Here is a 26,415-nt window from a genome sequence, read left to right as displayed (position 1 = left end):
AAGCTTTATCGTTATTTTGGTTTCATGTATACGTTATTATTCATTTTATTAGATTCAGCTATCCATGTTTAAGTTATTGGAAATGCTGGTTTAATAGTCACCTTGAACAATCCGGATTAAATATCAAATTGTTTTGCTTATATTACAAAAATGTGACATTTAAATAATTTTAGCTTTGACGTTGTTATTTATTCCAAAGGGATGCCTTTACACGTATAGGTATCCTTTTTCTTGTGCCAGGAAAATTGCACATGTTTCATGCGTTCAACAAGGCCAAATAGGGAGGGGGGACAAGGAGTCCGATATACCATTCATCAAAACAAGGAGGATGTTAAAATGAGTAATAACAAAGAACTATGGTTTGAAGGTGCTGGAAGAAAACTTGATCCTGGCTTGGTGGAACAATTACGTAACAGCTCAAATGGGGATCGAAATGAAATTCCAATTATCGTATACCTGAAAGGGAATTGCGACGAAGAAAAACGAAATGACCTTCTGCAAAGATGTAATGACGCCTCCCATAATCATCTTAGTAGGGAATTACACAGTATAAATGGAATGAAGGGATATCTAACACCAGAGAAAATAAAACAAATTAAAGAACATGAAGCGGTAGAACGAATATTTTATGATCGGATGGTCACCTCTTTCCTTGATATTGCATCTGATCAAATCGGTGCAATTCAAGTTCAGGAAGAATTAGGTTTTTCCGGGGAAGGAGTCACCATAGCGGTTATTGATACAGGTATCTCCCCGCATGAAGACGTGACTCAGCCATCAAATAGAATGATAGCTTTCCATGATTTTGTTAACGGAGAGAACGAACCATATGATGATAATGGTCATGGGACGCATTGTGCAGGGATTGCAGCAGGCAGTGGCAGTTTTGCAGATGGCAAATATATTGGTGCTGCACCTGGAGCTTCGATTGTCGGTTTGAAAGTTTTAGATGAGCAGGGTAGTGGCAGACTCTCAACGATAATCGAAGCGTTGGAATGGTGCATCGAGCATAAAGAAGAGCATGAGATTCGAATTATCTCCCTTTCGCTTGGAGCACCGGCCTACGAGTCCTTCCGAGATGATCCTTTGGCTCAAGCAACTCAAATGGCATGGCATAATGGAATTGTCGTATGTGCAGCGGCAGGAAATAGCGGTCCGCAACAACAAACAATCAGTACTCCTGCGATTGATCCTTTTATTATTACGGTTGGATCAACAGATGACTTAAATACAGTAGACCGTTCAGACGATCATATAGCGGATTATTCGAGTAGAGGGCCGTCCATTGACTCGTTTGTAAAGCCCGATATTTATGCACCTGGCACAAATATCATCTCGTTGTTGGCACCTGGGTCAAGGTTGGAATCCGAACTGCCAGACCAGATCATTGATGAAAAATATATTCAATTATCAGGAACTTCAATGGCTACACCTATATGTGCGGGAGTCATCGCTCTCATGTTGGAAGCCAATCCAAATCTTAGCCCAAATGATGTAAAAAGCATCCTTAAGGCGACTGCCCAGTCAACATTAGATGATGTGTGGGGATATGTAGAAGCGGGTAGTGCAGTGGAGATGGCACAACACTATCAATTACCGAGCTCGACTAAAGTAGCGCAGGAAAGTTAAGCACATGGCAGGGGAGAGCCGGTGGTTCTCCCTAAAGTTTTGCAAAGAATAGTGGGTAACTAAAAAAAGTGAAGACATGAATGAGAAAAAGAGGATGAACAGTACTCTATGCATGGAGAATGTGGGCGGTTAAAAGATTATGGTTATGTATCCGTTCCCCTAAAGGATATGAGGGAACGGGACTTACTGGTGGATGGAAGATGATTTTTATAATCATATAAAATTGTCTCTACTCCCCCTGTAAATATTTATTTTCAAGATGTTTCTTTATCCTTGCAATCAAGTGCATGTTGTTCCTTTAACCTATTTGTAAATTCCCAAAATCCACATGTGTCGTTAATATCATATTTTCTTACAATTTCAATGACTTTTATTTTCAGCTCTTGATAAAGATCATGTTGTTCTTGAGGAGAAGTTTGTCTCAGAGAGGCTTTGATTTTTGGCTCGAATAAATTAAGAACAATTTCCAGTGATTTGATATCATTATGCTTCTGGACTTTTTTGGTTAGTTCGATGAGTCGAGTCATGAAATATCCCTCCTTAATTTATTGATGGTGTCTGTCAGATCCCTTGAATGCTTTTCCAAGCGCTCCATCCTAACTTCATAACGGATTAGCAGGATTAAGGTTACGACCAAAGGGAAACCAACATTTTCCAGTAACGGAATCAGACTGGTAAGCGTATAGAATTCAGCCATGTTCTCCCTCCTCTGCCATTAATTTTTGTTTCAAAATTTCCAAGGCTTTGTTCCTTGTTTTTGAAATGGACTGCTGGGAGACCCCGTCTTTAGCTGCGATTTCAGTATCTGACATATTCAGCAGATAAGATGCGGTTAAAATGTGTTTTTGCCGGGGTGTAAGAGATAAGATCGCTTGATAAAGTGCTGGATCTTCAATATGTGCTTCCAAGTCTAAGCTGTTTTTCAAAGCTTGGTCTAAAGGAGATGTGTCACCATTTTTAATGATATCTACTAGAGATGGACTTGGCGTCTCTTCTTCATTAATGGGCTGGTCCAAGATAAGCGGTTGCCTGTTTCTGTACAGGTTGATTTTTTGATCATAACGGATGGCATGCCTTCTTAATTCATTAGAGAGTTGACTGATTAATCTCAGTTCAGCAAAGTGTTCCTGGAATGCTCGGTCCAAAGCCTTATTAGCATCAGATGTTGGGTAACGGATGGATTGATTCAGCAGCGAATAATTTTCCTTTTTCAGCAAGAACGACTGCAATAAATAATTTTGGAAAATCAATTCATTTTCAGCGATAAATTTCTTTGCCCAAGTGTATTCACTCTGATCTTTTTCAGAAATTTTATCTTTCTCCATCCTTTCTTTCCTCCCTTCAACTTATAAAGGCAAAATAGCTACCTATAATACAACCTGTTTTTACTAGATTATATTAAATATTTACAATTATTACTATTTATACTAAAAATAGTGATTATTGACGAATGGAGGTAAAAATCAGGATGTTTATGAACTGAATATATATTGTCAGGAAATTATAACTAGGTCATTTACATTAATTAAGTGGAGAAAAATGTAAGATTAAGGAAGTGTATTCGACAATTAGGTCAAAGGAGTTAGTTATATAGTTGCGATAAATTTTACAATTTATTATGAATAAAGGACTGTTTTGAATTTAAAATGCAATGGATTTTCATCCATATATACGTTTGATGCCATTTCGGTTGTTTAAAAAGAGATAACATTCAGTAATAACGAACCTGATGCTTCTGCAATGATGATGTTAGGAATGGTTTTCAGAGCTTATGTTCTAATGGTATTTATTTCAAGTTTATGTACGAAACAGTGGAAAAATGCTTACAGGATGGATTTTATTAGGAAAGAACTGGGGTGGCAGGGTTCAAAATTTCGATGATTCCATACGGTGAATAAACTATATTGTAATAAAAAATCATGCTATATTTATAGTAAAGAAAATTCAAAATTAATTTGGGGTGAAGGAATATGAACACAGTCTTTATTGCAGGACACTCCAGACTTCCTTCTGGAATGGCAGCAAAAAATATTTATGAAACACTGACGATCACTGCTGAAATAGATAAAAAATATGGTGTGATTGTGACCGCAAGTTGTACCCTGGCAACAGAGCATGGACGTGACTTTGTCCAGCATTTGTTGAAAGGACATAGTTTACAGGATGGAATTGACAAACCTGTCCAAGCAGTAAAAGAACATTATCTTGGAAAAGCGGGTAACGCACTGGCTTCCGCATTGAAAGACTTGTACAAGCAGTACGAAAATATGAGATAAACGTTTTAAGATTGTAAGTCCTCTAAAGTTGTTTAGAGGACTTACAATCAATCTACGGTGGTCAGTCTATCCCGATTGATACAAACTTCTCTTCAAGAAATTCACTCATTCCGTGATGACCGCCTTCTTTGCCGATACCTGATTGCTTGATACCACCAAAAGGGGCTTCTGGTGTGGCAGGAAATACGTCATTTACCCCTACAATCCCGTAGTCCAACTTTTCAGAAGTGCGAATGGCACGATTTGTATTTTCTGTAAAGATATACGCAGCTAATCCATAGTCCGAATCATTTGCAGCCCGGATTACATCATCTTCATCATTAAACGTCTGGATAGGGATAATTGGTCCAAATGTTTCTTCGCTCATAATCATCATGTCATTCGTAACATTTGATAGAATCGTTGGCTCGTAGAAGTACCCTTTCAAGTCACCGTCCCACGGTGCACCACCACATACTACTTCTGCTCCTTTATTTACAGCGTCTTCCAAGTGGGCGTGCACCTTTTCAGCTGCTTTTTTATTAATCAACGGCCCAAGCTGGGTATCCTCCTCCAAACCAGAACCGATTTTTAATTCGTTTACCTTCTCGGTAAGCTTTGTAGTGAACGCTTCTGCAATTGACTCATGTACATACAGACGATTCGTACAAATACATGTTTGTCCATTATTCCTGAACTTGCTTCCTAAGACAAGGGTGGCAGCTTTTTCGATATCGGCATCTTCAAAGACGATACTCGGTGCATGACCACCGAGCTCAAGGGAGAGCTTTTTCACGTGTTTTGCACTTTCCTGCATGAGATATTTTCCTACAGCTGTTGATCCTGTGAACGTGATCAGCCGGACATCTTTATTTTCGAGCATTGCCTTACCAATTTCTTCGGCATCTCCAGTAACTAAATTAACGACCCCATCTGGAAGTCCAGCCCGTTGTAAAATCTTCATGATTTCAATCGCAGATAGGGGAGTTTCCGGAGCCGGTTTTAATACGACTGTACATCCTGCTGCGAGAGCGGGAGCAATTTTCCTTGTAATCATGGAAGACGGAAAATTCCATGGTGTGATTGCACCAACTACACCAATTGGCTTCGGAATGACGAGTAACCGTTTTGATTTATTGGAAGGAGGAATCCATTCCCCGTATCCTCTGCTTGCTTCTTCTGCATACCATAATAGAAAAGCTGCAGCCCCTTTTACCTCACCGATAGCTTCAGAAAGAGGTTTCCCTTGTTCGAGTGTCAATATTTCTCCAAGCCGTTCGGCATCTTCGTTCATTAGTTCAGAAGCTTTATACAAGATTCCGGAACGTTCGCGGCCTGTCATTTCACTCCAAGAAGGAATTGCTTTAGCTGCAGCTTGAATTGCTTCATCTGCTTCCTGTCTTCCACCATAAGCGACCTTAGTGATTGGTTCTAATGTGGCGGGATTATAAATAGTTTCCGTTCTTTCTTCAATATCTCTCCACACGCCGTCAATCAATATACTTTTTGTCTGGTTTTCTATGTTCATCCTCTTACCCTCCTGTAACAAAGTAGGATAGGGGACAGGCACTTATTCCGTCCCTGTCCCGGTTTCTCTTTACTGTTTAACGGCTTCAACCTTCCAGGCCGGCAGCATTTTATTTAATGGTTTATCTTTCCTATAACCAAGCACATATTCCGCTTGCATAATCGTATGAATTTCTCTCGTACCCTCATAGATGACAGGTGCTTTTGAGTTACGCAAATATCTTTCCACTGGATATTCATCCGAATAACCGTAAGCTCCATGGATTTGCACCGCATCATCCGCAGCTTGGTTGGCAAAATCACATGCTTGCCATTTTGCCAGGGAAGTTTCTCGGGTATTGCGTTTTCCTTGGTTTTTCAATTCACCAGCACGATACACGAGAAGTCTGCTCATTTGGAGTCCTGCTTCCATCTTAGCGATCATTTGTTGAACGAGTTGGTGTCTGCCGATTTCTTTTCCGAATGTTTCTCGCTCGTGGCAATAGTTAACGCTCGCCTCGATACAAGCCATGATTTGACCGACAGCTCCGGCCGCCACGGTGAAGCGTCCGTTATCCAACGCAGACATGGCAATCTTGAAACCTTCACCTTCTTCGCCGAGTAAGTTCTCTTTCGGCACTTTTACATTGTCAAAGAATATTTCACCCGTATTTCCAGAACGGATGCCTAGTTTTCCTTTAATGGCTTTTGATGAAAATCCTTCCCATGTGCGCTCCACAATGAAAGCTGAAATTCCTTTATGTTTTTCCGACTTGCTGCCTGTGTATGCGAAGACGAGAAAGTGATCTGCGATATCACAGAGGGAAATCCAAGTTTTTTGTCCATTTAAAATGTAATGGTCACCACTTCTTACTGCAGTTGTTTCCATTGCTGCAACATCCGAACCAGCGCCTGGTTCGGTCAGCCCGAATGCACCAATTTTCTCACCTGTTGCTTGAGGTGAGAGGTATTTCTGTTTTTGTTCTTCTGTTCCCCATTGGAGCAGTGTCATGCTGTTTAATCCGGTATGGACGGATACAGCTGTGCGGAATGCTGTATCACCGCGCTCTAATTCTTCACAAACAATTGCTAGTGCGTTGTAATCCATTCCACTGCCGCCATATTCCTCGGGAATACATACTCCCATGAGCCCAAGTTCAGAAAGCTTTTCAATTACGCTTGGATCAAATTTTCCTTCCCGGTCCCATTCAGCAATATATGGCATGATTTCCTTATCGGTAAAATCCCTCACTGTTTTACGAAGCATATTTTGTTCCTCTGAAAATTCAAAGTTCATCTGATCATCTCTCCTCAATTTTATTGTTGATATTCCATTTAATTTCCTGATTATGTTCACCCGGATTTGGTGGGTGGTGTCGGTATGTTACAGGTGTTCTTGATAATTTCAATGGACTGCCAATCATTTTAATTGGTCCGGCAGTTGGGTGGTCTGCGCTGATAAACATATTTCGTGCAATTAGTTGTGGGTCTTTTGCCACTTCTTCTATATTTTGTATCGGGCCGCATGGAATGTTATTTGCATTACATCTTGTCAGCCAATAATCTGATGTTTTTTCCAGAAATGCCTCTTGTAATAATGGTACTAGCTGTTCCCGGTGCTTAACCCGATCCGGATTGGTTAAGTATTTTTCGTCTGTAGCTAGTTCAGGTCTTTCCAGGATGTTACATAGAGATTTATATTGGTTGTCATTACCAACTGCAATGACAATCTCGCCATCTTGTGTCTTGAAAGTTTGATAAGGGACGATATTAGCATGATGATTTCCAAGTGCCTGGGGGTTCTTCCCTGACATGAGATAATTACTACCGATATTGACTAATGAACTAACAGCACTGTCATAAAGGGACATGTCGATTTTCTGTCCTTTGCCTGATATTGTTCTCTCAAGCAGTGCGGCCTGTATCCCGATACATGCGTATAAGCCAGTTAAAACATCGGTAATGGCAACACCAAGTTTTTGTGGCCCAGAATTTTCATCTCCTGTTATACTCATTAATCCACTCATTGCTTGAATGATAAAATCATAGCCAGGCATATCTTTATAAGGCCCAGTCTCCCCGAAACCAGTGATTGAGCAATAGATAATCCCGGGATTTATGTTCGAGAGAGTATCATAATCGAGTCCGAATCTTTCCATTGTGCCTGTCTTGAAATTATTAATGATGACATCACTTTCCTTAACGAGCTCTTTGATGAAGTCAATTCCTTCCTCGGTTTTCAGGTCAACGGTTATACTTTTCTTGTTACGGTTCGCGCTCAAGTAATAAGCGCTGACGTCTTTTTGAAAAGGAGGACCCCATTTACGGGTCTCATCACTGCCACCTGGTGCTTCAACTTTCCATACTTCAGCACCTAAATCTCCTAGGATCATCGTGCAATATGGACCGGCGAGCACCCGTGACAAATCAAGGATTTTAATATGCGATAGAGCTGAAGTCAATTTCTATACCTCCTTTCATATGGATTAAAAAAAGCCAGATCAAATGAGTTACAGTAGACTGTAAATTCATTTGAACTGGCTTCCGACTGTTGGAACAATCCTGGTAGGGATTTGGAACAGTTTAGGCAGTTAACTAATTTTTTTAAAAAAGAATCATGTGAGGTAGACGTGGATGCATCTTAACATGATTTCCTTGCTCTTATTATAGTATATTCTTAATTATTTGTATAGATAATTTTTTTGTTGACCATTTCTGGGCTAATACGCTCTTAAGCAATGCGGTCTATTTCTCTCCTTAAATGCTCGTCGGCACTATCTTTACCATATTTCCTCATCGAGTAATTATAAAATATAACCCCGATTAAAAACCAGACTCCAATTATAATCCATTCCGGTACACCTAAAGCGGAAGGCATTCCTGGTAAGTATAGAGTCGCAATAGCAAATGCGGAGATTGTCGCAATCCACCCAAGTAGTGTTCCACCTCGAAGTTTAAACGGACGCTTCATTTCAGGTGCCTTTTTACGCAGGATGACAAAGGAAAGTGCGACCATAGACCATCCAATAACTAATCCGATACCTCCAGCATCAACAAACCAAACAAGGGCTGGGCGCCCGAGTAATGGAGCAAATGTTGACATGATGGCGATCAAAAGGATAGCTTTATGTGGAGTCCGATATTTGGGATGCAACTCTCCTAGGAACTTTGGCAACATACCCGCTTTAGCCATCGCATAGATTGCTCTGCTTCCACCAACATAAAAACCTAACCAACTTGTCAAAATACCGCCGATTCCACCCAAAACAAGAATATTCGCCATCAGTTGACTACCGCCAAAGGCTTTCCCCATTGCATCTGCAGTTGCTAAGTTTGTCGCAGCTAATTCGGAAGGGGTCATTACCCGTGACACACCGAAGATTACTGCTACATACCAAATCACTGCCAGCACAACAGAGAAGATTAATAGCTGTCCAATACGTTTTTTCGGCAAATTGATTTCTTCGGCTGCTTGGGGGATGACGTCAAAACCGACAAACATGAATGGAGTCATGACGACTACGGTCAATAATCCAGCAAAGCCATTTTCAAAGAATGGTTGCATGTTTCCCGTAGTTCCAGAAAACCCACTCCCTGTAATCAATAAAATACCTGCAATAATAATTAATAATGTTAAAACCATGTTGATAAAAGAGGTGAGCTTAATGCCGCGATAGTTTATCCAAGCAATGAGGATCGAGCCAATGATTCCTGTACCAGCCCATGTAATGGTTACATCCCAGCCTTGAATTGTATACAAATATCCTTGGCTGAAGTTCGGTATTAAATATTCAAATACTGTTGGCAAGGCCACAGCTTCGAATGCAACGACCGATACATACCCAAAAACAATTGCCCAAGTCGTAATAAAAGCCATTACCCTGCCCATTGCTTTATAAGTATAAACAAGTTCTCCACCAACGAGTGGCATTGCTGAAGCCAACTCTGCATAGGTAAGGCCTACGAACACGACCATTATTCCACCAATAACAAATGCTAAAATTGCCCCTAATGATCCAGCCTCATTAATCCAAATACCGGTAGTTACAACCCAACCCCAACCGATCATTGCACCAAAAGCGAGTGCTAGGACATCTTTGTTACCTAACAGTTTAAGTAATTGTTGATCCGAATCCATGCATTATCCCCCTTACTGAAGTTCATGGTGAGATTATCCTTAAAATCTCACCATGAATCTGTTCTAACTTTAATCCCAATAAGCTGCCGAACGTTTTTCCAGCATTTCTCTAAACTGGCCGGTGGATTTATATAAAACTTTTCCGTTTGCAAAATCAACAAGTACTCCATATTTACGAATTAAGTCTAATTCGTCGATTTCACCGTTTTTATATAATTCATGGACGGTATCGATATCTTCACGGAGCCATTTTTTACGGTTATTTCGGATATATTCTCTTTCGCTTGCAGTTTCATCTTCCAATACTTCATATAAATCTAATTCTGTATCAATTTCTTTAATGATGACACCGTAATCTTTTTTAGCCCGTTCAACCGAAACGTATCCATCAATAACGTCTTCTAAAACAGCTTCTGTACGTCGTTTTAATGGATCACCCAGTCCGCCGCCACCAGCTGATGGTCTGGAAAAACTGTCGCCTTCTTTTACTTTGATATTGGAGAAGAAAGCGCCAAGGAATTGTTCTTTATCCGTTCCTGGATTCAGCCAGTTTCCGTGTGGGTTGGAAGGGAGACCTCCATAGATTCCCCATGTAACTGAACGTGAACGGTCACAGCAAACGGACATAACCGTATCTTCAATATTGGTTAACGTACCGCCTTTTTCTACTCCACACCCACCACGAAACTCACCAGGTCCACCTGAATCTGTAATGATTTGATGGTAAGAAGTCACAACGGGAGTCAATCGTTCCTGGCCTTCGCACGGTTGGACACTTAAACCGGCTCCAAATACTGGTGACATCGCGTTCGCACCATCTCGGTCACTTCTGCCACCATGTCCACCAGCCATCCAGTCATACCACATGAAAAAGTTATCGTAACGGTCACGTTTATCCCAACCACCGATTAATAAATATTCAAGGTTGAAGGAGCAGGCTAGAGCCCTTTCAGGCATCACGTAGGACCATAGTTCAAAACAAGCATTCATAATTTTTTCATATGGTCCAGAACAGAACCCGGTAACAGCAACAGGCCAACTTGCATTTACAACCGAGTTTTCAGGAAGATGGGCCCTAACGACACGATAAAATCCTGAGTTTAAAGGAATGTCAGGGAAAAACGTTTTTGTTCCTGCATATAAGCCAGATAAAGAAGCGCCGAAAGATGAATTTAGAAAACAACTAATTGCATCGTGGGTTCCATCCAAGTCATAAAATATTTCATCTTCCTCGATAGTCATTTTTATTTTGATTGGGATTAATCCATCTCCAAGTTCAGGGTCCATATCAATGTAATCAACCGTTTCCCAAGTGCCCTTAGGAAGTTCTTTGATTTTTGCCCGTGTCAGACGTTCGACATAATCCTGAACTTCATCAAAAGCAGTCAAGACTGTCTCGACTCCATACTTTTCAACAAGGCGGATCAGCTCTGTTTCGCCGACTTTAGTAGCTTCAGCCTGTGAACGCAAGTCTCCAAGTCTTTCTTCCGGAACTCGCATATTGGAGATAAGTAAATTTGCCACATCGTGCAAGTATTCACCTTTACTCCAAACACGTACTGGTGGGATACGTACACCTTCTCCATAATGGTCTCTTGAACTTACATCAAAAGAACCTGGAACGGATCCGCCCATATCTGCCCAGTGTCCATTAGACTGCATAAAAGCAATCAGTTTATCTTCATGAAAAACAGGGCGGATGACGCGAACATCATTAAAATGTGTACCACCACGATACGGGTCGTTTACTAGGAAAACATCCCCTGGATGAATATCATCACCGAAATCTTCAATAACAGCTTTCGCAGTCAAATGAAGTGTTCCAACGTGGACAGCGATATCTTGCGTACCTTGCATAATTGTATTGCCATTAGCATCACATAGTGCTGAACTGAAGTCACGGTTATAAATAACAAAGGAATAACAAGTGCGAAGAATCTGCTCTGACATTTGGTCAACTAGGTTTACAAAGCCGTTTTTCAATACTTCAAACGTCACAGGATCCAATTTTGTCTTAAATACTGTTTCCATTTATTCCACCACACTTTTCAATGAAATAATTATATTTTTATACTCATCAACTTCAGCTGTAAATTCTGGAGGAATGACCACTGTGGAATCCAATTGCTCCACAATTGCCGGTCCATTTAAATGTGAACCAACTGGTACAGCTGGACGGTCATATATCGGTGTATTTATGAATCCTCCAACTTCTTCAAAGTACACATCCCGATATTCTTTCAATGCTTCGTTCAAGGAGCCAACTGGTTTTTCTTTTGGTAATTCCGGCTTTGGCACTACTCCGACTGCCTCAACTCGGAACCCATAAACTTCAACACCTTGATCTGGATTGGAGAAAGAATACGCACGCTCGTGTTCTTTATGGAAACTTTCAAGTGCAGCTTCTAAAGAAGTAAGATCTCTACCAACCGTGATTTCTAACGAGCGCCATTGTCCGATATAACGCATTTCCAAATGGCGAATTAGATTCATAGACTCTTTTCCAATGCCTTCTTTTTCTAATAATTTAATAGCTTCGATTTCCATTTTCGAAAATTCCTGTTCGATTGTATCTATATCAACATCATCTGTGTTTGCTACATATGTCTTTGTTAAGTCATGACGGAAATCGACAAGTAAACAACCGAGTGCTGCCGCAACACCTGGATGTGCTGGAACAATTACCTTTGGAATGCTGAGTTCCTTAGCTAAGTAAGCACTATGGAGAGCACCTGCTCCGCCAAAAGCAACTAACGCAAAATCTCGCGGGTCATATCCTTTACGGACGGAAATAAGCCGGAGTGCATCAGACATGTTAGCGTTAGCGACTTTTAGGATGGCATCTGCAGCTTCATGCTCGCTATAACCATACTTTTCACAAATTGGTTGAATAGCCTTTTTGGAAGCTTCTTTATTTAACGTCATTTTGCCATCTAGTAACGATTCATTTAAACGGCCTAAAATTAAGTTGGCATCTGTGTTCGTTGGATCTGTTCCACCTAAGTCGTAACAGGCCGGCCCCGGTTCAGAACCTGCACTTTCAGGTCCGTTGCGTAATGAACCACCCTCATCAATTCGCGCGATACTGCCGCCACCAGCACCAATTGTCATGATTTCAATACTAGGGAAACCAATCGGGTAGCCATATTCGATATACCATTCTTTTGTAGTTTTAAGTTCGCCATCATAGACGAGGGAAATATCTGTACTCGTTCCTCCCATGTCCAACCCGATCGCGTTTTTAAAACCACATAATTCTGCAATATGTTTGCTTGCTATCGCTCCTGCCGCTATTCCAGAACTGGCAAGGCGACCTGCGTATTTTTGCACGTTTTCCGATGTCATCACTCCGCCACCAGAATGAAGCACTAAAATCTCTCCGTCATAGCCTTTTTCTTTAATTTGATTCTGCAAAACATCAATATACTTGCTTACTTTCGGTCCAAGGACAGAGTTGATAATTGTAGTGCTTGTCCGCTCGTGCTCGAAAATCTCCGGCAACACTTCGCTTGATGTAGAAATATATACGTCTGGGAGTTCACGTTGCAAAATTTCTTTTGCTTTCCGTTCATTATCTCCGTTGACATAAGCATTCATAAAGCTAATTGCAATCGATTCTACATTTCTCTTTTTTAGCTTTTTCGCAAGCTCAATTACTTCTTGCTCATCAACTTCAACAAGGATATTTCCCGAATAGTCGATCCGCTCATTAATTTCAAAGCGATCTCGTCTTTTTATATAAGGTTCTGCCACGTCCTTATAAGCATCCCATAAATCTAGTTTTGTACCTCGGCGAATCTCAGTAACATCACGAAATCCCTTTGTGGCGATTAGAGCAGTTTTAGGCAGTTTCCTTTCAATTAAGGCATTCGTACCAGCTGTTGTACCATGGGAGAAAACGGATATATCTTCTCCGGAAATATTGGCAGCTTCGATTCCATTAATGACTCCTTTTTCTGGGTTGGCAGGAGTTGAAGCAGTCTTTGCGACTAAAATTTCTTTCGACTTCTCATCAAAAACAAATACATCTGTAAAGGTGCCTCCGACATCTACTGCAACACGATAGTTACCCATGATATTCCTCCCATAAAATGCTCTTTAATTTAATGTTGCTGACAGTTCGTTTCTAACTTCTTTAATTGCTTCATGCAGTTTTTCGATCATTGTTTCTACCTGTTCTTTGTTTATGATTAATGGAGGGGAGAAGCAAATGATGTCTGTTCCTTCATACGTTACGGCCCGGCAGATGACGCCACGTTGATGCAATGCTTCAATGACCTTAGGTGCTACTTGTAAATCACTGGAAAAACGTTTGTTTGTAGCAGGATCTTCAACAAGTTCCACGGCACCAAGTAAACCAACAGCACGGACATCTCCGACAATATCCAGTTCTTTTTTCAACTTGTTAAACCCTTCAAGCATGACTTCTCCCATCGCTCTTGAATTATCTACAAGTTTTTCTTTTTCTATAATTTCAATATTTTTAAGTCCTACAGCTGCTGCAGTAGGGTGACCACTATAGGTGTAACCATGGAATAATGTTCCGGCAGATTTTTCTTTCAGAACTTCATGGATATGGTCAGATACAATCACTCCTCCAAGTTGGATATAGCCACTGGAAACCCCTTTTGCAAAAGAAATGACGTCAGGCGTTACACCGAAGTTTTCAATTCCGAACCATTTTCCAGTTCGTCCGAATCCAGTGATGACTTCATCGGCAATAAATAATATTCCATAATCATTGCAAAGATTCCGAACTTCTTTAAGGTATTCTTTCGGCGGGATAAGTACTCCACCAGCTCCTTGAATCGGCTCAGCAATGAAAGCAGCGACTGTTTCAGGTCCTTCTTTTTCAATTACTGCACGTAGGGAGTCTATTGCTTTTGCTGTTCCATTTCCATAGGGGTTATCGGCATGATAAATATCAACCATCATTTTACCGGCCATGCTCCAAAACTCAGGGATACCGGTAGCGCTAGTCGATGCAGCTGCCACCCCATGATATGCGCGGTTAAGTCCAATGATTTTTCGTTTTTCTGGTTTGTCTTGGATTCTCCAGTAATGCCTTACTAGTTTAATTGCGGTGTCATTCGATTCCGAACCTCCGGAAGTAAAGAAGACTGCATTTAACCCCTCTGGAGCGATCGAGCTAATTTTTTCTGCTAGTAATATCGCAGGTTCATTACTGAAGGTGGAAAAAGTAGAACTGAATGCTAGTTTCTTCATTTGCTCAGCAGCAGCTTCTGCTAATTCTTCTCTCCCATGTCCAACATTCACATTCCAAAGTGAAGACATTGCATCAATGTAAACGTTGTCATTTTTGTCCGTTAAATAAATTCCATCACCTTTCTCGATAATCACCTTCGGACCATTTGCTTGTTGTTGATGAATAGATGATGTTGGGTGGATAAAATGTTTCTTGTCTAATTCAATTAATTTTTGTAACTCCATTTTGATACCTCCTAGATTAAATACAAAATATAAAAAAACCAGTAATAAGGGAAGAAGAACAGCATTTCATGCCATACATCCACACAATATTACTGGTTTTATCTAATGGGTTGCTCTGTTTATGCAACAGAGTCAATTAGATTAAGCAGCTCATATTATTTTATTATTTATAATTTAACGAAGATTATTATATCTGTCAAGTGTAATTAAGGTTAATGATTTTAGCTAGTTTTGTATTTTTATTATGATGAGAACTTTTTACTCGAGTAGACGACCATTAATCTAATATATGCGAATTTTCATAGTTGACATACTCACTACATTTGGTAAGCTTATCACGAATCTAATAAGCTTTAAAACTACTAGGGGTGCCTACAATGCGGGCTGAGAGGAAAGGCTATTCTTTCCGACTCTTATCGACCTGATCTGGTTAGTACCAGCGGAGGGAAGTAGTGAGGTAAATTCTCATACTTTTTTCTGCCGTCAGGTCCTATGGATCTGGCTTTTTTATTTCTTTGGTTCCCTATAAAGTGGAGGTGAAAGGATGAATAAAACACGTTTGATCACTACCATGGCAGTTTTTATTGCGATTGGCACAATCAGCGCGCAATTGATTTGGTTCCCGGCAGGAGTGGCAAGAGCGTATCCAGTGCAGCATGCCATCAATGTCATGGCGGCTGTTGCATTGGGGCCGGGCCCGGCTGTTGTCATTGCGTTTATGATCAGTTTATTACGCAATATGCTCGGACTTGGAACATTCCTGGCGTTTCCAGGTGCAATGGTTGGGGCGTTCTTGGCTGGAGTACTTTATAAAAAAACGGAGAAGAGGTCACTTGCTGCTGTAGGTGAAGGTATCGGAAGCGGCATAATTGGCGCATTGTTTGCGGTTCCGTTTGCCCATGTTTTTATGGGTTCTTCTGTTGGTGCATTTGCTTTTATCCCAGCTTTTCTAGTCAGTAGTGTATCCGGTGCTATGCTTGGGTTACTTGTTGTTACGAAACTGTATAACCGGAGTATGGCTCGAAGTAATGGAAGACTTTAATAACAGATTAGAAAAACATATTGCTGATCTAGTTATAAAGTAGGTTAAGGAAACGTCAACTTTTTAGTTGGTGTTCTTTATCCATTTCATGTAAGTGAAAGTCTTAAATAAAGACAAATAAACTTTGCATCGATATACTTCTCAAAATACAGAACATTCTACGTTTAAAATATACCTTGATATCCACCGAATTATCCCGATAAAAGATATAGGGCAAAAGACCGGGTTGTTAATTGGAAAACAATCAAACTTAAAATATATCGCAATTGAGGTGGATATCTTTGGATTTAACGACGATAATCGGATTGCTAATTGGTTTACTTGCAATTGGATTAGGGATGATATTAAAAGGTGTGAGCTTATCAGCCTTATTCAATCTGGCGGCTATCCTTGTAATTATTCTCGGAACAGTAGCATCAGTAATGATAGCTTTCCCTGCAAGCACGATTCGAAAAGTCCCGTCATTTTTTCGGATATTATTTACAGAACAGAAATTGGACAACAAAGCATTGATTCAACAATTTGGTGAGTGGGCTGATCTGACAAGGAAAGAAGGTTTGCTCGCATTGGAAAGAGAAATAGAATCCATCAATGACCCTTACATATCCAGTGGGATTCAAATGATGGTGGATGGACAGGAAACAGAGTACATAAAAGATGTTCTGATAAAGAAAATAGAAGCAATGGAAGAAAGGCATGAGGAAGGGGCAGGCGTGTTTACGCAAGCTGGTACATATGCTCCAACATTAGGGGTACTAGGTGCAGTAGTAGGACTTATTGCGGCATTAGCTGATATGTCTGATACAGATGCTTTGGGATATGCGATTTCTTCTGCATTCATTGCGACGTTGTTGGGGATTTTTACGGGGTATGTGTTATGGCATCCCTTTGCGAACAAATTACGGGAGAAGTCTAAAAAGGAAGTACAACAAAAAGAGTTGATTATAGAAGGTATCGTTTCGTTGGCTTATGGTCATTCCCGTTCCATGATGGTGGAGAAACTGAACGCTTTCCTTTCTGAGAAGGAAGCGGGCGAGTTGAAACAGGAGAATTCATATGAGTAGGAGAAAAAAGAAAAAGCGGACGGAAATTAGTGAATCCTGGCTACTTCCTTATTCTGATATGCTCACCCTTCTACTCGCACTATTTATCATTTTGTTTGCCGCCAGTGAAGTGGATTCCCAAAAATATGAGAAGCTGGCACAAGTATTTCGTGGTGAGTTCTCGCTAGGTGGTGCTGGAATACTGGAAGAGGAGTTACCTAGAAAGACACCGGTGAACGATAATGAATCCGATGAAAAACCTATTCCAAAAGAACATTCTGATGAAAGCGAGGTTCCTGATGAAGGGACTTCTGATCGACCACCATTAGAGCAAATGAAAGAGAGCATCGACACCTATATCGAGGAGCATGAGTTGGAAGAAAAATTCCAAACAGCACTCTCAGAGGAAGGCTTGAAGCTGACTATTGTCGACGATGTGTTTTTCGATAAAGGCAGTTCCGAAGTAAAAGAGCATGCAAAGCAGACAGCGGAAGAGGTTGCAGAGCTTCTTTACTTCGATCCGCCGCATGAAGTCATTGTTAGTGGACATACGGATGATATTCCGATCTCGAACAGCTCATATGCTTCGAACTGGGAGCTTAGTGTCGCTAGGGCCGTCAATTTCATGAAGCTTATGCTTGAAAATGAAAAACTGGATCCGACGATGTTTAGTGCGAAAGGATATGGAGAGTATAAACCAGCTGTTCCAAATTCAACGGAAGAAAACCGTCAGAAGAATAGACGGGTTGAGATACTAATCACTCTAAATAAAAAATAAGCGGATTGTAGAAATTATGTTTCTTATAACACCACCTCGAGGTTTCAGTATCCTAGAGGTGGTGTTTTATTGTTGATATTGAACTTTTATTTATAGTCGATATTCAAATATCCGAAAGCCCATAGAGGGAACTTCAATCTGTTCCATTTCAAACGGTACTCTATGATAAGCAGCTTCACTATCTTTTCCTATGAGCAGTTCACTGCAAGAAGACTTTTGAAAATCAGGTAGATGTGCAGCTTGTTTTTTCGAGCTATTATTGATGGCAAAAAGGATCTTTCGGTTATGGCTTTGTTTTTGGTAAATTAACGTATTGGATTGATTATCAAAAGCTAAAATCTTGAAAGTACCGTCATTACCAAAAGCAGGAACGTTTTTACGCAGTTCAATCAAGTTTTTAACAAATGTAAATAATTCTTTGTTTTGTTTCGTCTCGTCCCAAATCATACATGCTCGGCAACCTGGATCCTGACCACCAGACATCCCAATCTCGTCTCCATAATAAATACATGGCGTTCCGATAAAAGATAGTTGGAATAGATAGAGAAGTTTCACCCTATCGATGTCCCCATCTGCTAGTGTCAGAATACGTGGTGTGTCGTGGCTGTCCAGTAAATTAAATTGCACTTCATTTACATTAGCTGGGTACATATGAAGTACTTTGGTTATAGAATTTGCAAAGTCTTCGGCTGTCATTTCACGCTTAGCGAAAAAATCGATGGCACTATTTGTAAAGGGATAGTTCATCACTGCGTCAAATTGGTCGCCACGAAGCCAAGGCATCGAGTCATGCCAAATCTCTCCTAAAATATAAGCATCTGGCTTCACAGCCTTTACTTCTTTTCTGAAATCTCTCCAAAACTGATGGTCGACTTCATTCGCAACATCGAGGCGCCAGCCGTCAATATCAAATTCTTCCACCCAATAGCGTGCAACTTTTAACAGATAGGCTTTTACCTCAGTATTTTCTGTATTCAGTTTAGGCATCGAACCAACGAAACCGAAAGTATCATAATTTGGTATCGGCTCTGGTTTTACAGGGTAGTCCCGAAGGTGAAACCAATCTGTATAAGCTGACTTCTCCTGATTTTTCAACACATCTTGAAAAGGTGGGAAATAATAGCCGCTATGATTAAACACCGCATCAAGCATAACACGTATTCCACGTTTATGGCATTCTTTTACAAGCCGGCGAAACGTCTCTTTATCACCAAATTGTGGGTCGATTTGCATATAATCGATGGTGTCATATTTATGATTCGAATATGCTTTGAAAATTGGAGTGAAGTATATGCCGTTAACTCCCAATTCAACGAGATGATCCAAATGATCGATAACACCTTGGAAATCCCCGCCGAAAAAGTTGGTTGGTGTAGGTGCTGTTGAGCCCCAAGGCAGCGTGCCTTCAGGATTTATGGAAGGGTCTCCATTTGCGAATCGCTCCGGGAAAATCTGATACCATACCGTTTCCTTTACCCAGCTTGGAGCTTGAAAGACATCAACCTGATTCATATACGGGAAACAGAAATAATGAGATATATCCTCAGGTGCGGCAGAATAAATACCACTCTCCGTGTAATAACATGTTTCATTTGCATCCATACAACGAAAGGCATACCGTATTCGGCGGAATTTCGGTTTTACAGCGACGAACCAATAATCATGCAAAGCCGATGATCCTGTCTTTATCATTTCTACTGTTTTAGTCATCCACTTTCCATCAGCCCAATCATAAGGGTCCCCAAATATAAGTCCAACAGAATCCATATCATTCTTTTTCGTTTGCAACATAATGTGTAATGTTTCTTTGTCATATGCATATGCAAAGTTATCTTTTGGACGGTGATAGATTGCTTCTTTTAACAATGAAGATACCTCCTATATTATTCAAACGTTTGCACGTATCTGTGCATTTGATTAGATAGAGTTATATTTCTAGTTCCTGATAAATCATCGATGTTATTTAATAGTTTAACACTAATTTGATAGGTTTGTAACCGTCATTATAGATAGTAGGTAAGAAAATGTTATGAAAAAACGAAAATATGATTGCGCTTTCAGTAAAGGTGTGTATAATTTAAAGTACAATGATTGTGCAAACGATTGCCTAATGTTGCATGCGTCATTGAGATATCAAAACTTTGGGGAGGTCAATGAAATGAGTAAATGGTTACGTTATGCTTTTGCTTTATTGTTGATTGTTGGGTTACTTGCAGCATGCGGTCCAGACGACGCAGAGCCGACTGATGGAGATACCAGTGGAGAGGGCGCATCAGAAGGGGACATGCCGGAGAAGCCTGAATCATTAACGCTTTGGATGAATGCAGAAGAGAAGCAACAAACGGCGATGGAGGAAATTACAAATAAATATACTGAAGAAACAGGAATAGAAGTTGAGCTTGTCCCAGTGGACATGTTGGAACAAGTTGAAAAATTAGATGTGGAAGGTCCAGCTGGTAATGGTCCAGATATCATTTTCCAACCGCATGATAGAATTGGAGATTTAGCACTTCGTGGATTAGTTGACCCCGTTGATTTGGGTGAAGCAGAATCCGAATATACAGATATTGCAAAAGAAGCTGTTACATTTGACGGTGATTATTGGGGATTCCCAGCTGTCATGGAAACATATGCGATGTATTATAACAAATCTTTAGTTGAAACAGAACCCGAAAAGATGGAAGAGATCATGTCCCTCGCAGCTGACTTTACAGATGCATCACAAGATAAATATGGTTTCTTGATGGAAGCTGCTAATCTATATTTCGTCTACCCATTTTTCTCCGGATATGGAGCATACGTCTTTGCAAATGACGGAGAAAACTACGATATTACCGATATTGGGCTTGCGAATGAAGGTGCAAAGCAGGGTGGAGATTTAGTCAAGACATGGTTTGATGAAGGTTACATTCCACAAGATTTAACACCGGATATTATGAATGGATTATTTAAAGAAGGAAAAGTAGCGACGGTAATTAATGGACCTTGGATGGCTCGTGAATATGCTGAAGCATTAGGTGATGATCTCGGTGTTGTTCCATTACCAGTCCTTGATAATGGAGAGCGTCCTAAATCCTTTGTTGGAGTAAAATCTTACATGCTATCATACTACTCTGAGAATAAAGAATGGGCACAGGATCTAATGAAATACATTACAAATGCAGAGAACTCGATGATTTATTATGAAGTGGCAGGTGAAATGCCTCCAAGACATGATGCAATTGAAAATCCAGTCATTGCCGATGATGAAATTTATTCCGCATTTGCAGAGCAAACAAACTATGGTGAGCCGATGCCGAATGTACCGGCAATGCAGCAAGTCTGGACTCCATTCAATGATGCTTTAAGCTTTATCTCTAAAGGGGAGCCGGTGGACGAAGTACTAGATGAGGCTGTCCAATCCATAAATGACAATATTGAAGCATCTGGTGCGAACCAGTAAAGTACATGGATCTGGTATATGGGGGCTCTTTGCTCCCATATACTATTTTCGAGAAATGCTGCTGTCTTTAAGCTACTCGTTTTAGGAGGGAAATAGAAATGACGAATAATCAAGCGGAGAAGAAAACTGGGCTAAGCGCACCTCGAAATATTGCTACGTTATTATCCGTCTTGGTTCCAGGATTAGGCCAACTATATAATAGAAGATTATTAAAGGGATTCATACTGCTGATCGTTTCAATCTCTTTCTTGGTTACTACTTGGGACTATATAGATATCGGGATTTGGGGTTTATTTACTCTTGGAACCATACCTCGTGAACATCATTCCATTCAATTATTATTGCAAGGTCTCATTTCATTGATAGTCCTTTTCTTTGGGATATGTATTTATGCATACAATATTTTAGATGCACGAAAAGATGCAAAAACTAGAGAAGAAGGAAAACCTATTCCCACTTTGTTAGAAGGGATTTCTAACTTTTATGATCGTGGTTTTCCATACTTTTTGATTTTGCCTGGTTTGGTAATGCTTCTTTTCATCGTTGTACTGCCACTATTATTTATGCTTGCATTAGCATTTACTGATTATAATCAGTATAATTCTCCACCTAGGAACCTATTGAGTTGGGTAGGGTTTGCTAATTTTACAGATCTCATTAATATCGATATATGGAAGAATACATTCTTAAGTGTATTTACTTGGACGATTGTTTGGACAGTCGTTGCAACGACATTACAAATCATTCTCGGCTTTTTCTTAGCTTTACTCGTTAATGATAAGCGAATTAAATTTAAGCGAACAATTCGAACCGTACTTATTTTACCTTGGGCTGTGCCTGCATTCGTTTCTATCTTAATTTTTTCAGCACTTTTCAATCCCACATTTGGTGCGATCAACCGAGATATACTAAGTCATTTTGAAATAATGATACCTTGGCTGTCCGATCCATTTTGGGCAAAGATTGCATTAATCATGATTCAAACCTGGTTAGGTTTTCCTTTTATCTTTGCATTATTTACCGGGGTACTTCAAAGTGTTCCTGCTGATATGTACGAAGCAGCAGATGTGGATGGCGGAACCAGATGGCAGAAGCTAAGACTTATTACGATTCCACATGTTCTATTTGCCACTGCACCTCTTCTTATCATGCAATATGCAGGTAACTTTAATAACTTTAATATTATTTATCTGTTCAATGAAGGAAATCCAGCTGTTCGTGGACAAAATGCTGGAGGTACAGATATTTTAATTTCATGGGTTTATAAATTGACGTTTGAAACAAATAATTACAATATGGCTGCAGCGATTACAATTATCATGGGACTTATCGTGATGGGCTTTGCATTCTTCCAGTTTAGAAGAACGGCAGCATTTAAAGATGAGGGGGAACGTTACTGATGAATAGAAAAACTAAATCTAAAATTGAAGTAACGTTAATCTATTTATTTTTCCTGATTATGTTTATCATTATCGGCTATCCATTATTTTGGGCTATTATGATGAGTGTAAACCCCGGGACAAATATGCTCGTGACAGATTTATTTCCATCTAATCCAACATTAGAACACTATATATGGCTGTTTACGGATCCACGGAGTGATTATTTACTCTGGTATAAAAATAGTTTAATCGTTGCCATTCTAAATTCACTTGGATCAGTTATTATAACGTCGCTTATTGCATACGCCTTTTCTCGATATAAATTTATAGGGCGTAAATATGGTTTATACCTGTTTTTATTATTGCAGATGTTCCCGGCATTAATGGGGATGGTAGCGATTTATATTCTGTTGAATACGATTGGCTTGACGGATTCACTATGGGGATTGCTGCTAGTTTATCTCGGTGGTCAAATTCCATTTAATGCATGGCTAGTAAAAGGTTACTTTGATACGATACCAAAAGAGTTGGATGAAGCGGCGAAGATTGATGGGGCTGGGCATTTGAAGGTTTTCTGGACCATCATGCTTCCATTAGCAAAGCCTATTTTAGCGGTCGTTGCTTTGTTTAACTTTATGGCACCTTTTATGGACTTCTTATTACCAAGGATTGTACTTACAAGTCCGGAAAACTATACGTTGGCACTCGGACTATATAGTTTTATCAATGATCAATTTTCAACAAACTTTACCCGTTTTGCAGCAGGAGCCATATTAATTGCCATTCCGATTGCATTGGTTTTCCTTCTGCTACAACGCTATTTGATCTCCGGTTTAACATCAGGGGCAACGAAAGGATAATTCGAGCCAGGAATGCTTATGACACAGAGTGAAATTTGGAAAGGAGGGTGTAAAGAATAATGGTAACAATTAAAGACATAGCAAAGGCAACAGGTGTGTCACCCTCTACGGTTTCTAGAGTGATTGCCGATAATCCAAGGATAAGTTCAGATACGAAAAAGAAAGTACGGAAAGCGATGAAGGAATTAGGTTATCATCCGAATATCCACGCACGGAATTTGGTTGCCCAGTCGACCAAAGCGATTGGTGTCATTCTGCCATCGTCTGCTGATAAGGCATTACAAAATCCATTTTTCCCTGAAATACTACGTGGGATTGGATCCGTCACTCACAAAGAGCAATATACGATGATGCTATCCAGCGGACAAACTGAGGATGAGATTTTTGCAGAAGTAGAGCGGATGGTCTATGGCAGATATGTTGATGGCATGATCTTACTCTACTCACGGATGGATGATCGTATAACCAACTTCCTGAGGGAAAACGAATTTCCTTTTGTCATTGTTGGGAAGCCGTACGAGTATATGAACGAGATAACACATGTCGATAACGACAATTTTTCTGCAGGGAAGGAAATTACAGAGTACCTTATAGCACAAGGTCATCAACGGATTGCTTTTATCGGTGGGGCGCGTGATTTGTTTGTAACGATAGATCGGGAGAAAGGCTATGAAACCGCTCTGCAGGAAGCTGGATTAGAGGACGTAAAAGATTATCACATCCATACTGAATTTCTTAAATCAGCAGGACGGGAAGCAGTGGAAAGTTTACTCGCATTGAAACAGCGTCCGACAGCAATTGTCATCAGTGATGATTTAATCAGCCTAGGAGTTTTGGGCATGCTGGAAGATTCGGGAATTCGTGTTCCAGAGGATATTTCATTAGTAAGTTTTAATAATGTTTATTTATCGGAGATCACCAGACCTGCATTAACAACGATTGATATTCAAATATACGAACTTGGGGTACAATCAGCTAAGGCTCTAATTGAAAAGACGGTAGACAAATCAGAACCGGTAAAGCGAATCATCATCCCGCATAAGGTGATTTACCGGGATTCGGTAAGTTCGTATAAACGACCTTAAGGTACGCATTTAGCTGTTGGTTTACCGAGTAATAAAAATAATAAACAGTACAGCTTTAGGAGGAAAACCATGAGAAGTAATTGGTGGAAGGAAGCAGTAGCTTATCAAGTTTATCCAAGAAGCTTTATGGATTCAAATGGAGACGGTATTGGAGATATTCAAGGGATCATAACCAAGCTGGATTATTTGCAGCAGTTGGGAATTGATGTGATTTGGATATCACCAATTTACCCGTCACCGAACGATGATAATGGCTACGATATAAGTGATTACCAAGGAATTTCACCTGAATTCGGAACGATGGAGGATTTTAACGAATTACTGGATGAAGTTCATAAGCGTGGGATGAAATTGATTATGGATCTTGTCATCAACCATACTTCGGATGAGCACGAGTGGTTCATCGAATCTCGGTCATCCAAGGATAATCCATACCGTGATTATTATATTTGGCACCCTGGAAAGGATGGCAAGGCACCTAATAACTGGGAGTCCATATTTGGCGGCTCTGTTTGGGAATATGATAAGGAGACGGGAGAATATTATATGCATGTCTTCTCACGTAAACAGCCTGACTTAAATTGGGAAAATCCGAGTGTACGTCAAGATTTGTACAAAATGGTGAATTGGTGGCTGGATAAAGGGATAGATGGTTTTCGTGTAGATGCAATATCACATATAAAAAAAATTCCCGGTTTCCCTGATATGCCGAATCCTGATAAGAAGAAGTATGTCCCTTCCTATGAAGGCCACATGAATCGTCCTGGAATTGAAGTGTTTTTAACAGAATTAAAAAAAGAAACATTCGACAAGTATGACATCATGACCGTTGGAGAAGCAAACGGAGTCTCTGTAGAGCAGGCTGACGCATGGGTTGGCGAAGAAAATGGTTATTTTAATATGATCTTCCAATTTGAACACTTAGATCTATGGGGGAAAAGTGCAACAGGGGGACTCGATATTCATGGTCTCAAGCAAACTCTGAGCAAATGGCAAACAGGTCTCGATGGCATTGGATGGAATGCGTTATTTCTGGAGAACCATGATCAACCTCGTTCCGTTTCAACATGGGGAAATGATACAACGTTAAGGGAAAAATCAGCGAAAAGCTTTGCAACAATGTATTTCTTGATGCAAGGGACACCGTTTATATATCAGGGACAAGAAATTGGCATGACGAATGTTAGTTTTGAATCTATCGAAGATTATAATGACGTTGCGATTAAAAACCTCTATAAAGAGGAGCGGGCTGCAGGGAAGAGTCATGAAGAGGTAATGAAAATCATTTGGAAGAGTGGCCGTGATAACTCACGAACACCGATGCAATGGAACCGTGAGATGAACGGTGGCTTCTCAACCGGAACACCATGGTTGAAAGTAAACCCAAATTATACAGAAATTAATGTAGAAGCGGAATTGAAAAATCCTGAATCTATTTTTCATTACTATAAAAAGTTAATAGAATTGCGCAGAGGGAACCAAACTCTTATATATGGCAGCTATAAGCTCATTTTAGAGGAACATGATGAGATTTTTGCTTATTTGCGCACTTCAAAAGAACAGACTTATGTGATCCTAACGAATTTATTTGGACATAATGCAGAAGTTGAACCCCCTAAGAAATTGGTTGGGAAACAAGGGAAACTGTTATTAAGTAACTATGAGATGGAACTTGGTGTTGAAACATTTGATGCAATGACTTTTCGTCCTTATGAAGCGCGTGTTTATCAAATTGTTTAAGTATAGGTGCATTCTATCTCAACAAGTTCCGAAAAATCACCACTAGTTTAATAGTGGTGATTTT

General features: G+C 40.1%; 21 protein-coding genes and 1 riboswitch. Of the genes, 10 read left to right on the top strand and 11 right to left on the bottom strand.

The window, feature by feature from the left end; translation table 11 throughout:
* Positions 1 to 336: 336 nt before the first annotated feature.
* Positions 337 to 1,629: a S8 family serine peptidase gene (locus M3210_RS05790; RefSeq protein WP_251512340.1), complete on the top strand. Its 1,293-nt coding sequence runs from the start codon at positions 337 to 339 to the stop codon at positions 1,627 to 1,629.
* A 254-nt stretch (positions 1,630 to 1,883) separates the two neighbouring features.
* On the opposite strand, the gene M3210_RS05785 is transcribed toward M3210_RS05790, so the two are convergent.
* The 3 genes from M3210_RS05785 to M3210_RS05775 are packed head-to-tail and all read right to left on the bottom strand — an operon-like array spanning position 1,884 to position 2,954.
* Positions 1,884 to 2,156: a helix-turn-helix domain-containing protein gene (locus tag M3210_RS05785; RefSeq protein ID WP_251512338.1), complete on the bottom strand. Its 273-nt coding sequence runs from the start codon at positions 2,154 to 2,156 to the stop codon at positions 1,884 to 1,886.
* Entirely contained in the window at positions 2,153 to 2,326 is a 174-nt protein-coding gene (locus tag M3210_RS05780) for a YvrJ family protein (protein WP_251512337.1), read from the bottom strand. The genes M3210_RS05785 and M3210_RS05780 overlap by 4 nt, the downstream gene beginning before the upstream one ends.
* Positions 2,319 to 2,954, bottom strand: a complete 636-nt coding sequence (locus M3210_RS05775) for a sigma-70 family RNA polymerase sigma factor (protein WP_251512336.1) — start codon at positions 2,952 to 2,954, stop codon at positions 2,319 to 2,321. Before M3210_RS05775 ends, M3210_RS05780 begins: the two co-directional genes overlap by 8 nt.
* A gap of 645 nt (positions 2,955 to 3,599) precedes the next feature.
* On the opposite strand from M3210_RS05775, the gene M3210_RS05770 reads away from it, so the two are divergent.
* Positions 3,600 to 3,905, top strand: a complete 306-nt coding sequence (locus tag M3210_RS05770; protein WP_251512335.1) for a DUF3870 domain-containing protein — start codon at positions 3,600 to 3,602, stop codon at positions 3,903 to 3,905.
* 61 nt (positions 3,906 to 3,966) lie between these two features.
* Here the strand turns inward: M3210_RS05770 and M3210_RS05765 are convergent, their stop codons facing one another.
* From M3210_RS05765 to M3210_RS05735, 7 genes are all read right to left on the bottom strand, one after another.
* A complete protein-coding gene (locus tag M3210_RS05765) occupies positions 3,967 to 5,412 on the bottom strand; it encodes an NAD-dependent succinate-semialdehyde dehydrogenase (protein ID WP_251512334.1) in 1,446 nt (481 codons plus the stop codon).
* A 69-nt stretch (positions 5,413 to 5,481) separates the two neighbouring features.
* Positions 5,482 to 6,687 carry an acyl-CoA dehydrogenase family protein gene (locus tag M3210_RS05760; RefSeq protein WP_251512333.1) on the bottom strand — a complete coding sequence of 402 codons (1,206 nt, stop codon included), beginning with the start codon at positions 6,685 to 6,687 and terminating at the stop codon, positions 5,482 to 5,484.
* Positions 6,688 to 6,691: 4 nt separating this feature from the next.
* Complete coding sequence (locus M3210_RS05755) at positions 6,692 to 7,852, bottom strand: CaiB/BaiF CoA transferase family protein (protein ID WP_251512332.1); 1,161 nt, start codon at positions 7,850 to 7,852, stop codon at positions 6,692 to 6,694.
* A gap of 269 nt (positions 7,853 to 8,121) precedes the next feature.
* Positions 8,122 to 9,528 (bottom strand): APC family permease, encoded by a 1,407-nt coding sequence (locus M3210_RS05750; RefSeq protein ID WP_251512331.1) that lies wholly within the window; start codon positions 9,526 to 9,528, stop codon positions 8,122 to 8,124.
* A gap of 69 nt (positions 9,529 to 9,597) precedes the next feature.
* Positions 9,598 to 11,559 carry a hydantoinase B/oxoprolinase family protein gene (locus M3210_RS05745; RefSeq protein ID WP_251512330.1) on the bottom strand — a complete coding sequence of 654 codons (1,962 nt, stop codon included), beginning with the start codon at positions 11,557 to 11,559 and terminating at the stop codon, positions 9,598 to 9,600.
* Positions 11,560 to 13,602 carry a hydantoinase/oxoprolinase family protein gene (locus M3210_RS05740; RefSeq protein WP_251512329.1) on the bottom strand — a complete coding sequence of 681 codons (2,043 nt, stop codon included), beginning with the start codon at positions 13,600 to 13,602 and terminating at the stop codon, positions 11,560 to 11,562. It lies immediately after the preceding gene.
* 24 nt (positions 13,603 to 13,626) lie between these two features.
* Complete coding sequence (locus M3210_RS05735) at positions 13,627 to 14,979, bottom strand: aminotransferase family protein (protein ID WP_251512328.1); 1,353 nt, start codon at positions 14,977 to 14,979, stop codon at positions 13,627 to 13,629.
* Between the two features lie 354 nt (positions 14,980 to 15,333).
* Positions 15,334 to 15,444, top strand: a riboswitch (TPP riboswitch).
* A gap of 79 nt (positions 15,445 to 15,523) precedes the next feature.
* Between M3210_RS05735 and thiW the strand changes: the two genes are divergently transcribed.
* From thiW to motB, 3 genes are all read left to right on the top strand, one after another.
* The gene (thiW, locus tag M3210_RS05730; protein WP_251512327.1) at positions 15,524 to 16,021 is read left to right on the top strand and encodes an energy coupling factor transporter S component ThiW; all 498 of its coding nucleotides are present in this window, start codon (positions 15,524 to 15,526) and stop codon (positions 16,019 to 16,021) included.
* Between the two features lie 281 nt (positions 16,022 to 16,302).
* Complete coding sequence (motA, locus tag M3210_RS05725; RefSeq protein WP_251512326.1) at positions 16,303 to 17,085, top strand: flagellar motor stator protein MotA; 783 nt, start codon at positions 16,303 to 16,305, stop codon at positions 17,083 to 17,085.
* A complete protein-coding gene (motB, locus tag M3210_RS05720; RefSeq protein ID WP_251512325.1) occupies positions 17,078 to 17,842 on the top strand; it encodes a flagellar motor protein MotB in 765 nt (254 codons plus the stop codon). The genes motA and motB overlap by 8 nt, the downstream gene beginning before the upstream one ends.
* Before the next feature lie 90 nt (positions 17,843 to 17,932).
* Here motB and M3210_RS05715 read toward each other — a convergent pair whose 3' ends face one another.
* Positions 17,933 to 19,708: a glycoside hydrolase family 13 protein gene (locus tag M3210_RS05715; RefSeq protein WP_251512324.1), complete on the bottom strand. Its 1,776-nt coding sequence runs from the start codon at positions 19,706 to 19,708 to the stop codon at positions 17,933 to 17,935.
* Positions 19,709 to 20,000: 292 nt separating this feature from the next.
* On the opposite strand from M3210_RS05715, the gene M3210_RS05710 reads away from it, so the two are divergent.
* From M3210_RS05710 to M3210_RS05690, 5 genes are all read left to right on the top strand, one after another.
* On the top strand, positions 20,001 to 21,284 hold the full coding sequence (locus M3210_RS05710; RefSeq protein ID WP_251512323.1) for a sugar ABC transporter substrate-binding protein: 1,284 nt from the start codon (positions 20,001 to 20,003) through the stop codon (positions 21,282 to 21,284).
* Between the two features lie 98 nt (positions 21,285 to 21,382).
* Complete coding sequence (locus M3210_RS05705; protein WP_251512322.1) at positions 21,383 to 22,684, top strand: sugar ABC transporter permease; 1,302 nt, start codon at positions 21,383 to 21,385, stop codon at positions 22,682 to 22,684.
* Positions 22,684 to 23,526, top strand: coding sequence for a sugar ABC transporter permease (locus M3210_RS05700; protein WP_251512321.1), 843 nt, complete (start codon positions 22,684 to 22,686; stop codon positions 23,524 to 23,526). Before M3210_RS05705 ends, M3210_RS05700 begins: the two co-directional genes overlap by 1 nt.
* 59 nt (positions 23,527 to 23,585) lie before the next feature.
* Complete coding sequence (locus tag M3210_RS05695; protein WP_285853592.1) at positions 23,586 to 24,611, top strand: LacI family DNA-binding transcriptional regulator; 1,026 nt, start codon at positions 23,586 to 23,588, stop codon at positions 24,609 to 24,611.
* A gap of 69 nt (positions 24,612 to 24,680) precedes the next feature.
* Positions 24,681 to 26,351, top strand: coding sequence for a glycoside hydrolase family 13 protein (locus M3210_RS05690; protein ID WP_251512320.1), 1,671 nt, complete (start codon positions 24,681 to 24,683; stop codon positions 26,349 to 26,351).
* Positions 26,352 to 26,415: the final 64 nt, after the last annotated feature.

It is taken from the genome of Oceanobacillus luteolus, assembly GCF_023715655.1.
GTDB classification, from domain to species: Bacteria; Bacillota; Bacilli; order Bacillales; family Amphibacillaceae; genus Oceanobacillus; species Oceanobacillus luteolus.
Note: the sequence above shows the minus strand (reverse complement) of the source record. Positions and strands in the feature narration are given on the sequence as shown.

Excerpts from the sequence above, each read along its gene's own strand:
- M3210_RS05790 (WP_251512340.1), top strand. The coding sequence starts at position 337 with ATGAGTAATAACAAAGAACTATGGTTTGAAGGTGCTGGAAGAAAACTT.
- M3210_RS05785 (WP_251512338.1), bottom strand. The coding sequence starts at position 2,156 with ATGACTCGACTCATCGAACTAACCAAAAAAGTCCAGAAGCATAATGAT.
- M3210_RS05780 (WP_251512337.1), bottom strand. The coding sequence starts at position 2,326 with ATGGCTGAATTCTATACGCTTACCAGTCTGATTCCGTTACTGGAAAAT.
- M3210_RS05775 (WP_251512336.1), bottom strand. The coding sequence starts at position 2,954 with ATGGAGAAAGATAAAATTTCTGAAAAAGATCAGAGTGAATACACTTGG.
- M3210_RS05770 (WP_251512335.1), top strand. The coding sequence starts at position 3,600 with ATGAACACAGTCTTTATTGCAGGACACTCCAGACTTCCTTCTGGAATG.
- M3210_RS05765 (WP_251512334.1), bottom strand. The coding sequence starts at position 5,412 with ATGAACATAGAAAACCAGACAAAAAGTATATTGATTGACGGCGTGTGG.
- M3210_RS05760 (WP_251512333.1), bottom strand. The coding sequence starts at position 6,687 with ATGAACTTTGAATTTTCAGAGGAACAAAATATGCTTCGTAAAACAGTG.
- M3210_RS05750 (WP_251512331.1), bottom strand. The coding sequence starts at position 9,528 with ATGGATTCGGATCAACAATTACTTAAACTGTTAGGTAACAAAGATGTC.
- M3210_RS05745 (WP_251512330.1), bottom strand. The coding sequence starts at position 11,559 with ATGGAAACAGTATTTAAGACAAAATTGGATCCTGTGACGTTTGAAGTA.
- M3210_RS05740 (WP_251512329.1), bottom strand. The coding sequence starts at position 13,602 with ATGGGTAACTATCGTGTTGCAGTAGATGTCGGAGGCACCTTTACAGAT.
- M3210_RS05735 (WP_251512328.1), bottom strand. The coding sequence starts at position 14,979 with ATGGAGTTACAAAAATTAATTGAATTAGACAAGAAACATTTTATCCAC.
- thiW (WP_251512327.1), top strand. The coding sequence starts at position 15,524 with ATGAATAAAACACGTTTGATCACTACCATGGCAGTTTTTATTGCGATT.
- motB (WP_251512325.1), top strand. The coding sequence starts at position 17,078 with ATGAGTAGGAGAAAAAAGAAAAAGCGGACGGAAATTAGTGAATCCTGG.
- M3210_RS05710 (WP_251512323.1), top strand. The coding sequence starts at position 20,001 with ATGAGTAAATGGTTACGTTATGCTTTTGCTTTATTGTTGATTGTTGGG.
- M3210_RS05705 (WP_251512322.1), top strand. The coding sequence starts at position 21,383 with ATGACGAATAATCAAGCGGAGAAGAAAACTGGGCTAAGCGCACCTCGA.
- M3210_RS05700 (WP_251512321.1), top strand. The coding sequence starts at position 22,684 with ATGAATAGAAAAACTAAATCTAAAATTGAAGTAACGTTAATCTATTTA.
- M3210_RS05695 (WP_285853592.1), top strand. The coding sequence starts at position 23,586 with ATGGTAACAATTAAAGACATAGCAAAGGCAACAGGTGTGTCACCCTCT.
- M3210_RS05690 (WP_251512320.1), top strand. The coding sequence starts at position 24,681 with ATGAGAAGTAATTGGTGGAAGGAAGCAGTAGCTTATCAAGTTTATCCA.